A 13,769-nucleotide genomic window follows, 5' to 3' on the forward strand; every position below is an offset into this window, starting at 1 on the left:
TGACCTGCGCCCCTGAAACTGGATCGTTTCTTTTTGGAGTTTCCGTTATTCCGGAACCGCCTGACGAGCACCAGAGACGCCCGGTCAAAATGGCCGGAATTGGGCGAATAGCTGGTCTCTCTGTGCACGGAACATAGCGCAATTTCAAGGCTAAGAATTTGAAATTCAAAGAGCAATCACAAGGACTTACAGAGACCCCGGTTCGCTCGGAAAATGCTGGCGGATGACGAGCTGATCGAACGGGTCCGGGGCAGGATTTCCCTGAAGGGCGGAAAAATACAGGGAATTTTGGGCATTCTCGCCGCGAGCCAGCGCTTGCTGCCCCGGATCGTCTCGTTATATCAGCGGGTTACCGAAAGTTGCCGTGAGATGAAAACAGGGAATAGTAATTTTGGAAACAGGGAATTCACGAATTCGGGCAGGCAAAAGTTGTGCTATTCCAGCCCTTCGCCCTGGTTTTCAAAGGCTAACCAGCCCCCACCCAACGCCCGGTAGACGGAAATTTCCGCGACAAGCAGGTCCTGCTGGCGGGCGGCTATGTCGGCATTCAGCGCTGTGAGGCGCAGGCCCGCATCCAGTGCCGGAAACAGGGTGTCGGTGTTGGCATTGTATCGCTGCAGGGCAAGCGCGTAGGCCCGTTCCCGGTTGCTGCGCGCAGCAACCAGCCCGTCCAGTTCCTTCGCTGTGTAGACATAGGCCGCAAGCGCGGTTTCAAGTTCGGCCAGGGCGTTCAGGATTATTGCTTCATATTCTGTGCCGGCAGCACCAAGCCGGCTGCGGGCGATCGCGATGTCCGCCCGCTGGGCACCGCTATCGAACAGGGACCACCGTGCGCCGCCACTGAGCGACCAGGTCTGGCTCGCCGCATCGAACAAGTCCTCGACATTGGCAGCGGACAGGCCGGCGACTCCAGTCAGGGAAAAGCTGGGCAGGAGATCAGTCATTTCAACGCCGACGAGTTCACTCGCCGCTGCAGCCCGCCGTTCAGCCGCGCGAATGTCGGGCCGACGCCGCAACAGGTCACTGGGCAAGCCGACCGGGATGCGGGCGCTCGGGATCATCTGCGGGCCGGCGGCGAGCAGGCTTTCCATGACATCCGCCGGCTGTTGCCCGGTCAAGAACGCGATGCGCGCCGCCGCCGCGCGCTGTCCGGCGAGTAATCGATGACGGCGGGCCGCCAGTTCCGTCACATCGGCGCGGGCGCGCACGAGGTCGAAATCGGCGGCAAGGCCCTGATCCACGACCTGCTGCGTCAGATCGACGATCCGCGAGGCGAGCTCGATATTGCGTCCGGCGGCGGCGTCCTGCGCCTGAAGGCCGCGCAGTTCGGCATAGGCGATCCCGATTTCCGCAAAGACCGTGACCATGACCGCGCGGCGGTCGCCTTCAGTGGCCTCTAGCTGCGCCTCTGCGGCGTTCTCCAGCCGCAGCAGCCGGCCGAAGATGTCGAGTTCCCAGGTCAGGTTCACATTGAGATCGAACAGGTTCTGGATCGATGACGACCCGGGCGTGACGCCAAAGCCGCCAGCGGTTTCGCTGGCCTGCGCGCGTGAGGCGGAAGACGATCCGGATAAGAAGGGCCGCCTGCGGGCCTGGGCTATGGCACGGTTTGCGCGTGCCTCCTCGACGCGGTAGGCCGCGAGCCGCACATCGGTATTCGCGCCTGCCGCTGTTTCCATAAGGGCGGAAAGAACCGGGTCGTCGAAGCGATCCCACCACGCCATTTCGACATCAAGGGAAACGTCGATCCGGTCGGCCTCTGTCGTCATGATATCCGTGACTTGAATATCGTGTGCGGGCGGCGCGGTATAATCTGGCCCGATGGAGCAGCCAGCCAGAAGCGTCATTGGTAGCAGGGAGAGGATTGCGATGCGGGTCATGACAGCGCCCCCGATGCGAAGGCAGACGGTGGTGGTGTCTTGTCTGACCGGGACGGCCTGATCCCGAAGAACAGGCAGTATAGCACCGGCGTCAAGCCCAGCGATATGACCAGCGTGCCAAGGCCAAGACCGAAGGCGAGCGCGCTCGCCATGCCGAAGAACAGGATGTCCTTTGCGATGATGAGCGGCAACAGGCCGATGACCGTTGTGATGGTAGACATCAGTATCGGCCAGAGCCGCCGTTTGCAGGCGCTGATGACGGCCGAGGCAGGATCGCGCTTCTCTTCGCGCAGCTCGATGTCGATCCGGTCGACAAGCACGATCGAATTGTTGATCAGAATGCCGACAAGCGCGAACAGGCCGAGGATGACCATGAAGCCGAAGGTCGCCTGCATCAGGAACAGCCCGACGGCAGCACCGATGATGACGAAGGGCAGTGTCAGGAACAATATGGCCGGCCGCTTGAAGCCGTTGAACTGCAGCACAAGGATGATCAGGAAGATCGAGAAGATCAGCGGCATGGTCGCAGCAAGGGCCGCATTGGTCGCGTTGATCTCGTTCAGCAGGCCGTCGAATTCCACATAGTGCCCCGGCGCGAGAGTAGCATTGAATGCCGCCATTTTCGGCGCAATGATCGGCACCATGTCCTGCGGAGTCAGGCGGGGGTTGCGGCCCTGGATCGTGACAGTCCGGGTCAGGTCCTCCCGCTGGATAAAGGCATAGCCAGGCGCACGGTCGACGCTGGCAATCTGCGACAGTGGAATGGCTTCTCCCGTGGTCGAGGAATAGACCGACGAGGTGCGCAACCGGTCGATGCTGCCGCGTTCATCCCCGGCGCTGCGGATGACGATCGGGATGACCTCGTCACCATCGCGGAACTGGGATACCGGGGTGCCTGTGGCAAACTGGGCGAGCAGGCGGGCAACATCGCTGGAGGTGACTCCGGCGATCCGAGCGGCTTGCTGGTCGACCCGGACTTCCAGTCGGTCGATGCGGTTATACCAGTCCGACCAGACGTCGATCGTCCCCGGAACGTCCAGCAGGATCCGTTCCAGCTCCGTTGCCTTCTCGAACAGATATTCAGCATCCGGACCCTTGACCTGGATCTCCATGACATTGGGGTCGGATTGACCGAGGAACATGCGCGACACCCTCGCGTTTACATCGGGAACGGCGATCCGGAAATCGTCCCGCAGCCGCGGCACGGTCGCAATCGTGGCGTCGAGATCGGTCATGTTGATGACGATGAAACCCTTGTTGGGAGCCGGATCGACGGGCGCGAGTGACAGCACGAAGCGCGGCCCGCCAAATCCGACATAGGCAGCGTGGCTGAGGATTTCAGGATAGCGTTTCTTGTCACTAATGACCGCCATCATCTCGGTGAGGCGCGCCTGCGTGGTACGTTCGGTCACACCGGCGGGCAGATCTACGTAGACGAGGATCTGGGCGCGGTCGCTTTCAGGCAGGAATTTCTGGTCGATCGTGCCCATCAGCATGCCGCTGAGCGCCAGGGCGGCGAGCATCAGCATGACATAGGCCCAGCGCAGCCGGAGCAGCAGCGACAGCACTGCTCCGTACGCGTCTTCTACACCCGAGAAAATACGCTCCGAGAGAGTGGAGCGGCGCTTTGCTCCGTCGGCGCGGGTATCCGCCGGCAGGCGGACGAAATGATAACACAGCGTGGTCGTGACGGTCATGGCGAAGACCCAGGATATCGACAGCGAGATCAGGATCACCTGGGAGATCGAGCGCGTATACTCCGCCGACGCCGTCTCGGCGATCATCAGCGGCAGGAACACGGCAATCGTGGTGGCGGAGGATGCGAGCAGTGGCAGGGCGAGCTCGGAACTGGTCTGCCTGATCGCCTGTTCCCGGTCGCCATGCTCGGTCAGCCGGCGCTTGAAGTCCTCCGAAATGACGATGCCATTGTCGACCAGAAGGCCGAGGGAAATGATCAGCGTGGCGAGGCTCATGCGTTCCAGTTGCAGCCCGAACACGCCCATGACGCCAAGCGTGGCGAGAATTACCGCCGGGATGATCGACCCGACGATAAGGCCGGTCCGTATGCCGAGGAAGATCATCACGACGATGAGGACAATGGCGAGGGTCTGAAGCATGTTGACCGAAACGCCATAGACGGCATTGCCGACCTGATCGGCTTGATAGGTGATGATGTCGAACTTCAGCCCGACAGGCAGTGTCTCGCGCAGGGCATCGATCGTCTGCGAGGCGCGGGCCGAATAATTCAGCACGGACTGGTCCGAGCGCATCGCAAGGGTCAGGACAATGGCCTCGCGGCCATTGAAATATGCCTTGTTGCGCGGCGGGTCGACATAGCCGGCCCGCACGGTTGCGATATCGCCGAGCCGCACGAGACCCTCCGCGCCGGGCACGCTGAACAGCGTGTCCTCGATCTCGGTCAGGGAGCGATAATCGCCGGTCGGGCTAAGAACGAAGGCGGTGTCGCCGGTGTCGATCTGGCCGCCCGGCTGAATGATATTCTGGTTCTGGATGGCGCCGATGAATTCAGCGGGCGAAATGCCGATCTGGGAGGCGACCGCATCCTGATACTCGATGAATATCTGTTCGGGCTGGGCCCCGACGATCTCGACCTTCTTGGTCCCCGGAATGGTCAGCAACTGGTCGCGCAGATGCTGGGCGTAGTCATAGAGCTCCTTCTGGGGGTAATCATCACCCCACAAGGCAAGGGTGATGATCGCAACATCGCCGAAATCGTCATTGATCAGCGGCGCGTTCGTGCCTTCTGGCAGGCGTGCCGCCGCGTCCGTGATCTTTTCGCGCATCTGGTCGAATATCTGGTCAAGATCCGTAAACTGATCGTCGATGACCGGGTGAATGATGGATACGCCATCCATCGATGTCGAGCGGATCTCTTTGAGCTCGGACAGGCCGGTGAGCGCCTCCTCAAGGGGCTTGGTTACCAGCATTTCCACCCGGGCAGCGTCGAGGCCGGGATAGGTCGTGACGACCACGGCCTCCCGCACCAGGATTTCCGGGTCCTCGCGGGCGGGGAGGTTGAAATAGCTGTACACGCCATAGGCCATGATCAGGCCGACAATCAGGAAAACCGCGGACTGAAATCGCAAGGCGAGGATGGAAATGTTCATCAGGGCTGCCTGCGCCTACTCGTTGAACTGCCGGACGCCGACGCCGAGCGGGGCAACGATCTCGCCGTCCCGCAAGGATGGCAGACCACGGGCGATGATGAGGTCCCCCATCTCGATGCCTGACAGAACCTGAATGCCGTCATCGGTGATGGCGCCCAGCTGGACCGGGCGCATCGATACCTGACCAGTGGCCGGGTCGACGCCAAACACGATCCCGCGGTCGCCGGAAGATGCGAGATAGGCCGTCAACGGAATGGATGGGGCGCTGCCGGCGCCAATGTCGCTCCGTCCCGGCACCTCGACGCGCAGACCGGGCCGCAGCCCGCGGGAGTCCGCCAGAGCGAGGCTGACCGGATAGAGGCCCGACAGACCCGCCGCATTACCGACTTCCGAGACCGTCGCGCGCCGGGCCTCGCCGGAGGGGCGAACCACAAGCTCGGTCTGATGGCCCCGGACGAACAGGTCTAGCGCGCCAACGGGCAGGCTGACGACCGCTTCCAGTCCGCCATCATCGCCGATGATGCGATAGACCGGCTGTCCGGCGGCGGCAATTTGGGAGGGCTCGACAAGGCGGTCGACGATCTGTCCGTCATAGGGTGCGGTGAGGATGGTCTCGGACAGTCGCTGTTGCGCCTGGCCGACCAGCGCCTCGAGACTGCCGACGCGTGCCTCTGCGCTTGCCAGCCGGGCGACGGCCACATCGATGTCCGATTGCGACACCGCGCCGGTGCCCGCCATCGCCATCAGACGGTCATTATTGCGTTGCGCCTCGGATAACTCCGCCTGCGCGCCGATCAGGGTCGCCGCCAGTTCATCCACGGCCAGAGAGAGCTCGGTGTTGTCGAGCCGCGCAAGCGTGTCACCGCGCAGGAAGGGGTCGCCGAGGTCCAGGGTCAGCTCGATAACCTGACCGGAACGCAGAAAGCTGAGGTCAGAGCGCTGCTTGGCGCGCAGCGTGCCGGCATAGACGGGAGCAGACCGGCTCCCATACGCCCCGACCTCGACGACCTCGACGGCCCGTGGCGCAGGCGTGGCCTCGGATGCCGGGTCCGCACATCCGGTCGCGATCGACAACGTACCGAGGATGATAGCAAAAGGCCGTTTCAACGTTCATGCCCCCACACAACTAACTCCTCACGAGAGTTCAGCATGTAGAGGCATTTCGCGAGTGGCTATTTCGGTCAGGAGGTAACAGTTTCAGTCAATTCGGACACTTGACAGAAAGTACAGGATCCTTTTCTCGCATTGATACAGATTCAATTGTCGAGACTAATTGATGCGTCCGGATTTCTTCAGCCTTGACTGGAAGTACCACATCAGCGGTGTCGGGATCAGTTCCAGAGCGATTATGGCGATAATGGCGGGATCGGGGGCATAGAGGACGAGCGCCGCTGCGCGGACAATGCCCCCGAGGAACAGGGCCGCGAGCAGGAAGCGGAACAAGCCGGTCTCAGCCGGTTTCCAGGTGACATAGAAGAACCCTAGCGCCGTCGATGCCCAGATCGCGCCGATAAACCGGTGGGAATTGTCCTCAAACGGAGCTATGGCGCCATCATAGGGCTCGAGGATAACGCCGATGCCTGTCGCGATCGCGATGATGCCGTACAGGACCAGGAAGACGCGAATGAACAGCAGCATTTTTCAGTCTCTCTCTAAATATCATCGTCCGGTTTGTGCAGACCCAGAAAGCAGATGGCAGCGATGATCATGGGTATGGCGAAAGGAACATGCATCAGAATGTGGCGAAGTGACGGGTCGGGTACGAACGCGCTCCAGGTCAGCATGTCGACCAGGATTACCAGCACGAGGGTCACCAAATGGAAATATCCGGCCAGCCTGAACTGATATTTATAGAGAGCGATCAGCACGAAGACTGCAGGCAGGATGTCGCCGATCGCCTTGAATATCGCAGTTATCCTCGCATATTTGGCGGCCTCGGGCGTCGTTGTAGGTATGGAGAACGCCCCTTCGGCGGCACCGTGAAAGAAGATCCAGAATGCGCCGATGCCGATCAGCATGATGGAGGAGACAAGACTGGACCAGACGCCGACACGCACCGGCAAGGGCAAGTCAGCGTCTAGAGGATTTCTGAACACCACAATCTTCACCCTTCCGATATCTCTTGTGGCTATTCTCGTTATCCGGCGACGGCTAGGACTGCCGCCGGGATTGAGATGGTCTGTCCCCGCCAATATTCCCAAACCCACTGGATGGCGCGAGTGGCCATTTCGGTCAGGTAGTGGCAATTTGGGTCACGCATGCCATGGGCTCTCGATTCCGGCCAAGGGGTGAGGCATGAAGTCTGAAAGGAGACCGTCAACGTGCGTGAACACTCTACATCCGTTCTCAAGGGAGCGGTGTGCCCAATCCTCGATGTCTCGTTCGAAGAGGCGGTGGCCACGTCCAGACTGTCTGATCTGGCGAAGGCGAAGGCTGAGACCAACCTCGCGACCCAAGACTTCGTCGACCTCTGGAATAGGGTGATGCATCTCGCCGGTTCGCGCTTTCATCCGCTTTCGCTGGGCCGCAAGATGGCGAACGGGCCGATGGTACCGATTTTTCTGGCCTGCTCATGTGCCCCAAACCTGCGTGTTGGATTGGAGCGGCTTGCCCGCTACAAGGCCCTGTTTGGACCAGTGATTATGGTGATTTCGAACAACAGGAACGGCCTGAGGGTGGAATTCATGTCGGAAGACGATGATGTCGAGCTTCCGGTTTCGATCGCCGTATCAATGAGCGTCTTCGTAGTTGAAAAAGCCCGAAGTCATACAGCCCGGGAGATCAATCCGATCGCTGTCGATCTCCCGGCGAGCAAATTCGATACAACAGAAATCGAAGCCTATTTCGGGAGCGCTCCGCAAATCTCAACCATGGCAGCTGTTGAATTCACCGGAAAGGATGCGAGCGCGGCGTTCATTTCAGAAAACGAAGCTCTCTGGAAAATTGTTGAAATCGAGCTTGAAATGTTGCTGAACGAGCGGAACGCGACGCTGCCCTTTAACGAAAAGGTCGACGCTACGATCCGATCACAGCTCTATCTGGGGCCGACACATGTCGAGGCGATATGCAATATTCTCGAGGTCAGCCGGTCGACGATGCAGCGCCGGCTGAAGGAGGAAGGGGTCACCTTCCAGGAAATCCTTGATCGCATCCGGTTTGACCTTGCCACCCGGTATCTGACCAAGAGCAATTTCAGCATGACCGAGATATCGCGCATGATCGGGTTTCTGGATTCAAAGTCCTTCTTCCGCGCCTTCAAGCAGAAATTCGGCAAGACCCCGGAAGAATACCGGTCGCAGTCAGCCGGGAGCCAGTGAGATGAAACAGCGATGGCTTCCGGGCCTGTTTCTCCTGTTACTGACCGCGACCGGCTGTGCATCGGCGCGTGTCCTCGCACCGGCCCCCACCCTGTATTCGGCAGAAAATCCTTACCCTGAGGACAGGATTCCCGACAGCCTGCGCCTGCCCGAGGCGAAAATCATCTTTGCCACCGACCGTGTATGGAACGAATCCACCGCCACCTTCGCGCCCGCGCGGTCGCGGGCGATGACGGCGGGCGAGGTGACGATCCGTATCGGGCAAGAGACGAGCTGGGATAGTCTTGTCGGCCTCGCATCGGGCGACAATCCGTCCGGGCGCCGGCCCAGCCTGATAATGGACTCGGTCCGTACCCAAACCGTCTTCCCGGCGACACCGATCCCGTATCGCCTCGAAGGCGGCGTGGTTATCGAGGATGCGGAGATTTTCTCGGCCTATAACGCATCCATCGAAGCCTTCCAGTCGATGGTCACGCAGCGCTTGCGACAGGGGAACACCGACACTGTCCTGTTCTATGTCCATGGCTTCAACAATGGCTTCGACGATGCCGCTTTTGATCTGACCGATATCTGGCACTATTCAGGGCGCGGATCGGTGCCGGTCGTGTTCAGCTGGCCGACGGTCGAAGGCAATCTGCTCGGATACTTCTCTGCGCGTGAATCCGGTGAGTTCTCGATCTTTCACCTGAAGGAAGTGCTGCGGGCACTACAGGAGATCCCCGAACTGGAGACCATCAACATCCTCGCCCATAGCCGCGGCGTCGACGTCACGACAACAGCAATCCGCGAGCTGATCATCGAAGCGCGAGGAACTGGCAGACCGTTGCGGGATGTCATGAAACTCGACAACCTGATCCTTGCCGCAGCGGACATCGATGTCGCGGTTGCTAGCCAGCGGCTGGCCGCGGAACGCTTTGCGCTGGCTGTCGGACATATCACGATCTATGCCAACCCCGGCGATGGCGCCTTGCGGCTATCCAGCCTGGTATCGTCGGGTCTGCGCGTCGGGCGATCGACGAGCGCGTCATATGAGGAAAGCTTCGGCGCCGCGTTTCTCGGCATCGACAGCATCGTCTTTGTCGACGTATCGGGCCTGTCCGGCAATCTCGGGCACAATTATTTCCGGCTCAACCCGGGTGTCATTGCCGACATCGCGACGATCCTCCAGACAGGGGCCGGCCCCCGGGACCCTGCCAGAGGCCTGATCCCGGTCGGCGGCAATTTCTACGAGCTTGTCGAATGATCGTATCCGCGTTTCATGGTCACGATCAGATCGCGAGGAAAATGAAAGGCACAAGACCGAACACGCCGAATAGGCCTGCCTGCACTGCACGCGGAAGGTCTCTCCTGCGTGTGAAGATGAAGACGCAGACGACGCCAAGGACGGCCTCGAAGGCCAGCGCCGCCGGCAGGTTGACATGATACCAATCCGTACCGAGAGGATGACTGTCAGGGCCGAAAACGAAATGCCCGTAACCGGCGACCAGGTCGCCCAGCCAGTGGCCGAGGGACAGGACGATGGCGACAAGCGCGAAAACCGGTCGCTGTGTTACCGCTAGCGCAAGCACCCCGGCCAGAAGCGTCCAGCCGATCTGGGGCACCAGATCGTGACTGAAGGTCATGTCGATGATCGTATTCGCCAGGGTCGGTCCCTCCCCACCCGTCGGGGTCATTGTCTCGATCCCCAGCGCGACGAACGTGAACATCGCGATATCAATGAGAAAGGCGCTGACAAAGATAAGCCACCAGGGCATTTCCGGAACAATACGTTTGGCGACCAGGGTTGTTGCTGCGTGACCGAGGATCATTCTGCTGTCACCTGGGCCAGTTTTCCGACAAGCTCTGCCGTTGTGAGGATCGTGTGAGCATAGGTCGGGCCGTTGATGTCATGCGCAGCGTGCATCGCTTCTGCCGACATGGCCGCCGTCGCATCGCGGACCAGAGTCACATGATAGCCAAGCTCTGCTGCATGGCGCGCGCTGGTTTCAATACAGGTGTTGGCGATCAGGCCGATGAAGATAACATGGGTGATGCCGCGCTGGCGCAGCTGCACATCGAGGTCTGTATTGGCGAAGCTGGACGCACCCCAGTGTTCTTTCACGACGACATCGCCGGGCTCCGGCCCGAAGCCCGGATACCATTCGCCGCCCCAGCTGCCTTCGGCAAACAACTGGTATTCGTGCGCCGCTTTTTGTGAGGGTGTCAGGTGCGCCCATCCCTCAAAATCCGTTGGCTGGTGCCTGTGATGGGGCAGGATGAAAATGGGTATGTCGGCGTCGCGCACGGCCTTTCGGACCCGTGTGAGATTTGCGTGAAGATCGATCGATTTGGCAACCTCGCTAAGGGCTGGCCACATTTTTCCGTCTTCCGCGAGGAAATCGTTATACGGATCGATGAACAGCAGCGCAGTGCTGGCCCTTGGATAGCTGGTCTCGCTCATGACGTGCTCCTTTTTGGTGGATTGCGACGGGCTGGATTTCCGGGGCGTTGAAAAATGCTGCACGACGCTCCGGATGAACAGCAATCTCAGTGCAATCAGCTGCAGCGTCATGAACACGCCGATCCCTGCGTACACCGTCGTCGGCGATGCCACTTCCGCGGGCATCGGACTGATGTACTGCGTGATCAGGCCCTGTGAATAGTCAAACGCGCCAACCGCGTTATAGAGGACCAGAGCGCCCCAGACCCTGATGCCGCGCCGGGTCAGGAAGAGGAAGACCATCACGGGCACGAGGAAGCCAAGGATCGCATCACTCAGCCACGGCCCGAACCAGCCATCAGGGGCGATACCGCCGAACATTTCAACCGTCGGCAGGAACAGGACAGTCTGTACCCGGAACAGGGTTGCGCCCATCAACAGGGCGATGGTCCACCGAATCGTATGAGCCATGATGTTCTCACTTCCGCTCAAGGGCCGTCGCCATCCGGTCGAACAGGAAACGCGGCGCCAGGCGGCTCATCAGCCGCAACTGTTTCGACTGGCCAGACGGCACCTCATACTTTCCGGCCCGCATCGCCTTGATGAGGTCGTCGACCACATCTTCCGGCGGCGATTTCCTGAAAGCGGCGGCATTCATATCGGCCGCCAGCGGCGTGTCGGTAACCGGCGGCAGCAATTCGAAGACCCTGATGCCGATCGACTTGAACTGGTGACGCAGGCATTGTGCGACATGATGAATGAGCGCCTTGGTGCCCGAATAGACCGGCGTTGGCGCGAAGGCCGCATAGGCGAGGCCGGAGCTGACGAAGACGATAGTTGGCGCCTTGCTTTTCTTCAGCAGCGGCAGGGCAAGATAGGTCAGGTTGACCGGTGCGATCGCATTGGTTTCGATCTCGGCACGGATCTTTTCCATGCCATCGCTCACCCGTGCCATATCGTATTGAAGCAATATCCCGGCGCAGTTCACCAGCATGTCGAGGCCGCCGAACTCGCTGCCCACCATATCGATCAGGGTCCGGCAGTCTTCGGGATCGGAGACGTCGCAGCGATACCCCGTCACGCCGATCTTCACCGCGGCGGCGGCCAGTTTGTTCACGTCGCGTCCGCAGATGATGACCGTGCTGCCTTCACGCTTGAGCCGCTGCGCGAGGGCCGCGCCGATGCCGGACGCGCCGCCGGTAATGAGAACGATCTTGCCCTTGAAATTCATAAAGCGTCAGCCTGCCAGATATGGACTATGATATTGAACCTGCCCGGGCAGCGGCCCGGTTGACGGCGAGGATCGCCAGCACGAAGCTGCCCAGCGCGAGGGCGACGCGGATCCAGTGCAGCGCGATCCAGAGCTGGATCGTGCCGACCATTTCCTCTGGGGCGTATTTGCCCATGAAAGAACCGATGACCACCTGGACGTGATAGCCGACGGTGATGGCGCAGTTCACAAGCCAGAACCCGAAGGCCCAGAACCACAGGCGGCGCTCGGCACTGCCCCTGGGCGCACTGAAGGAGGAGATCGCCAGCGACGCCGTCTTGGTCAGGGCGACCGGGATGATCGTGCAGGCAATGGCGATCCAGTATGTCGGGAACAGGTCGACAAGCTGGGCGCCGCTCATCGCGGGCACCAGCCCGCCAAGGCCGAGAAAGACGATGCCGAAGGACAGGCCGACCATCGTGCCGCCGCCGGCGAACAGGCCCGTCGAGAGCACAGCCATGAAATTGGAGCGCTTCATGCTTATTGATCCTTTTGTTGGGTGTGGCAGGGGACGTACACGGTCATTTCACTCGGCCGGTACGAATTCAAAATCGGCGCTGACGGGGAAATAGACATAGACGACACAGGTCTCGGGGCCGAGGCAGGCATCGTAGTGGGGCACGCCCCCGGCCTGGAAGAAGGTCGATCCCGCCATCATCACCGGGCCTTGGTCGGGTTCGCCATCTTCCCAGTGCTGGAAATTTCCCTCGATCACGACGGCATGATAATCGCCGGTGTGGATATGCCGACCGAACGAGACGCCGGCATCGAGCCTGGCAACCTGCGCCGTCGGCACGCCGAGCCCCACGCCGCCATAGACGAAAGAGACATTTGCGCCCGGCAGCAGCTGGCCGAACATGGCCTCCTCGACCGGTGTCCGCACGAGGCTTGGCCCCGTTGAGGGCGACGGACTCTCGGTCGGGCCGGAGTTCGACCCCGAGTCCGGTTGCGGCATTGCCTTGAGGACCGGGCGCGGGGCTGTCTGCAGATCGGCCGCGGGATCCGTCTGGCGATCAGGTCGGGGGGCTTTGTCGAGACCGTGTGAGCAGGCAGCAAGGCTCAGTGTCGCAAGCGCCGCTGTCAGCGTGGCAAAGACATGCAAAGGATGGCTCTTCATGATCTCTCTCCGGGGCGGGACGGAAAGTCCCGCCCCCAGAATGGGTCAGGAAGCACATCATCGTCGCGTTGCGAATCCGGTCACCGGGTGGCCAATCCGGTCACTCGCGCCAGGACCCGCGAGCCGATGGCGGTGCCGGAGGGTCCGTCGCAGCGCTGGAGCCTCGACTTCCTCGCCGACGTGTTCGACCCGCGCTCGACGCTTCCGGATACTGAATATAATCGACGATTATCACCGCGAGTGCCTGGCGCTGGTCGCAGACACGTCTCTGTCAGGCGCGCGCATGGCCCGCGAACGGGACCGCTGCATCCGGCTCTATGGCAGGCCCGAAACCATCATCTCGGACAATGGCACCGAGCTGACCTCGCGCGCCCTGCTCGAATAGCAGAATCAGACCGGCATTGCCTGGCACTGTATCGCCGCGGGCAAGCCCCAACAGAAAGGCTTCGTTGAAAGCTTCAATGGCCGCCGGCGGGCCGAATGCCTGAATGCCCATTGGTTCCTGAGCCTTGCCGATGCCCGCGAAAAGCTGGAGTGTTGGCGTAGAGACTATAAGACCTCATAGCGCCATCGGCAACAAGCCGCCGATATCGCTCACCCATCACGTCGGCGTCAATAGCCCGCCCCCGCGAAAACCC

At 60.8% G+C, this 13,769-nt stretch carries 12 protein-coding genes and 1 pseudogene; 3 read left to right on the forward strand and 10 right to left on the reverse strand.

Annotation, left to right across the window (positions count from 1 at the left end; all coding sequences use genetic code 11):
- Window positions 1–434: 434 nt before the first annotated feature.
- From IEV88_RS10405 to IEV88_RS10425, 5 genes are all read right to left on the reverse strand, one after another.
- Window positions 435–1,880 (reverse strand): efflux transporter outer membrane subunit, encoded by a 1,446-nt coding sequence (locus IEV88_RS10405; RefSeq protein WP_188158507.1) that lies wholly within the window; start codon window positions 1,878–1,880, stop codon window positions 435–437.
- Window positions 1,877–5,008: an efflux RND transporter permease subunit gene (locus IEV88_RS10410; protein WP_188158506.1), complete on the reverse strand. Its 3,132-nt coding sequence runs from the start codon at window positions 5,006–5,008 to the stop codon at window positions 1,877–1,879. The genes IEV88_RS10405 and IEV88_RS10410 overlap by 4 nt, the downstream gene beginning before the upstream one ends.
- A gap of 15 nt (window positions 5,009–5,023) precedes the next feature.
- Complete coding sequence (locus IEV88_RS10415; RefSeq protein WP_188158505.1) at window positions 5,024–6,115, reverse strand: efflux RND transporter periplasmic adaptor subunit; 1,092 nt, start codon at window positions 6,113–6,115, stop codon at window positions 5,024–5,026.
- A 162-nt stretch (window positions 6,116–6,277) separates the two neighbouring features.
- Window positions 6,278–6,646, reverse strand: a complete 369-nt coding sequence (locus IEV88_RS10420; protein WP_188158504.1) for a DUF4345 family protein — start codon at window positions 6,644–6,646, stop codon at window positions 6,278–6,280.
- A 14-nt stretch (window positions 6,647–6,660) separates the two neighbouring features.
- Complete coding sequence (locus IEV88_RS10425) at window positions 6,661–7,116, reverse strand: hypothetical protein (RefSeq protein ID WP_188158503.1); 456 nt, start codon at window positions 7,114–7,116, stop codon at window positions 6,661–6,663.
- 213 nt (window positions 7,117–7,329) lie between these two features.
- On the opposite strand from IEV88_RS10425, the gene IEV88_RS10430 reads away from it, so the two are divergent.
- Both IEV88_RS10430 and IEV88_RS10435 read left to right on the forward strand, forming a co-directional pair.
- Window positions 7,330–8,325: an AraC family transcriptional regulator gene (locus tag IEV88_RS10430; protein WP_188158502.1), complete on the forward strand. Its 996-nt coding sequence runs from the start codon at window positions 7,330–7,332 to the stop codon at window positions 8,323–8,325.
- A 1-nt stretch (window position 8,326) separates the two neighbouring features.
- Window positions 8,327–9,568, forward strand: a complete 1,242-nt coding sequence (locus IEV88_RS10435) for an alpha/beta hydrolase (RefSeq protein WP_188158501.1) — start codon at window positions 8,327–8,329, stop codon at window positions 9,566–9,568.
- A 25-nt stretch (window positions 9,569–9,593) separates the two neighbouring features.
- On the opposite strand, the gene IEV88_RS10440 is transcribed toward IEV88_RS10435, so the two are convergent.
- The 5 genes from IEV88_RS10440 to IEV88_RS10460 all read right to left on the reverse strand — a co-directional run bounded on the left by IEV88_RS10440 (window position 9,594) and on the right by IEV88_RS10460 (window position 13,131).
- Window positions 9,594–10,133, reverse strand: a complete 540-nt coding sequence (locus tag IEV88_RS10440) for a hypothetical protein (RefSeq protein WP_188158500.1) — start codon at window positions 10,131–10,133, stop codon at window positions 9,594–9,596.
- Window positions 10,130–10,765 carry a cysteine hydrolase family protein gene (locus tag IEV88_RS15390; protein WP_188159214.1) on the reverse strand — a complete coding sequence of 212 codons (636 nt, stop codon included), beginning with the start codon at window positions 10,763–10,765 and terminating at the stop codon, window positions 10,130–10,132. The genes IEV88_RS10440 and IEV88_RS15390 overlap by 4 nt, the downstream gene beginning before the upstream one ends.
- 457 nt (window positions 10,766–11,222) lie before the next feature.
- Window positions 11,223–11,975 carry an SDR family oxidoreductase gene (locus tag IEV88_RS10450; RefSeq protein ID WP_188158499.1) on the reverse strand — a complete coding sequence of 251 codons (753 nt, stop codon included), beginning with the start codon at window positions 11,973–11,975 and terminating at the stop codon, window positions 11,223–11,225.
- Between the two features lie 25 nt (window positions 11,976–12,000).
- A complete protein-coding gene (locus IEV88_RS10455; RefSeq protein ID WP_188158498.1) occupies window positions 12,001–12,492 on the reverse strand; it encodes a hypothetical protein in 492 nt (163 codons plus the stop codon).
- Between the two features lie 48 nt (window positions 12,493–12,540).
- Window positions 12,541–13,131 carry a cupin domain-containing protein gene (locus IEV88_RS10460; protein WP_188158497.1) on the reverse strand — a complete coding sequence of 197 codons (591 nt, stop codon included), beginning with the start codon at window positions 13,129–13,131 and terminating at the stop codon, window positions 12,541–12,543.
- A 114-nt stretch (window positions 13,132–13,245) separates the two neighbouring features.
- Between IEV88_RS10460 and IEV88_RS15275 the strand changes: the two are divergent.
- Window positions 13,246–13,684, forward strand: a pseudogene (locus IEV88_RS15275) (integrase core domain-containing protein); the annotation flags it as partial.
- Window positions 13,685–13,769 lie beyond the last annotated feature (85 nt).

This window comes from Aquisalinus flavus (genome assembly GCF_014640095.1).
GTDB classification, from domain to species: Bacteria; Pseudomonadota; Alphaproteobacteria; order Caulobacterales; family Parvularculaceae; genus Aquisalinus; species Aquisalinus flavus.

Excerpts from the sequence above, each read along its gene's own strand:
- IEV88_RS10405 (WP_188158507.1), bottom strand. The coding sequence starts at position 1,880 with ATGACCCGCATCGCAATCCTCTCCCTGCTACCAATGACGCTTCTGGCT.
- IEV88_RS10410 (WP_188158506.1), bottom strand. The coding sequence starts at position 5,008 with ATGAACATTTCCATCCTCGCCTTGCGATTTCAGTCCGCGGTTTTCCTG.
- IEV88_RS10420 (WP_188158504.1), bottom strand. The coding sequence starts at position 6,646 with ATGCTGCTGTTCATTCGCGTCTTCCTGGTCCTGTACGGCATCATCGCG.
- IEV88_RS10435 (WP_188158501.1), top strand. The coding sequence starts at position 8,327 with ATGAAACAGCGATGGCTTCCGGGCCTGTTTCTCCTGTTACTGACCGCG.
- IEV88_RS10440 (WP_188158500.1), bottom strand. The coding sequence starts at position 10,133 with ATGATCCTCGGTCACGCAGCAACAACCCTGGTCGCCAAACGTATTGTT.
- IEV88_RS15390 (WP_188159214.1), bottom strand. The coding sequence starts at position 10,765 with ATGAGCGAGACCAGCTATCCAAGGGCCAGCACTGCGCTGCTGTTCATC.
- IEV88_RS10450 (WP_188158499.1), bottom strand. The coding sequence starts at position 11,975 with ATGAATTTCAAGGGCAAGATCGTTCTCATTACCGGCGGCGCGTCCGGC.
- IEV88_RS10455 (WP_188158498.1), bottom strand. The coding sequence starts at position 12,492 with ATGAAGCGCTCCAATTTCATGGCTGTGCTCTCGACGGGCCTGTTCGCC.
- IEV88_RS10460 (WP_188158497.1), bottom strand. The coding sequence starts at position 13,131 with ATGAAGAGCCATCCTTTGCATGTCTTTGCCACGCTGACAGCGGCGCTT.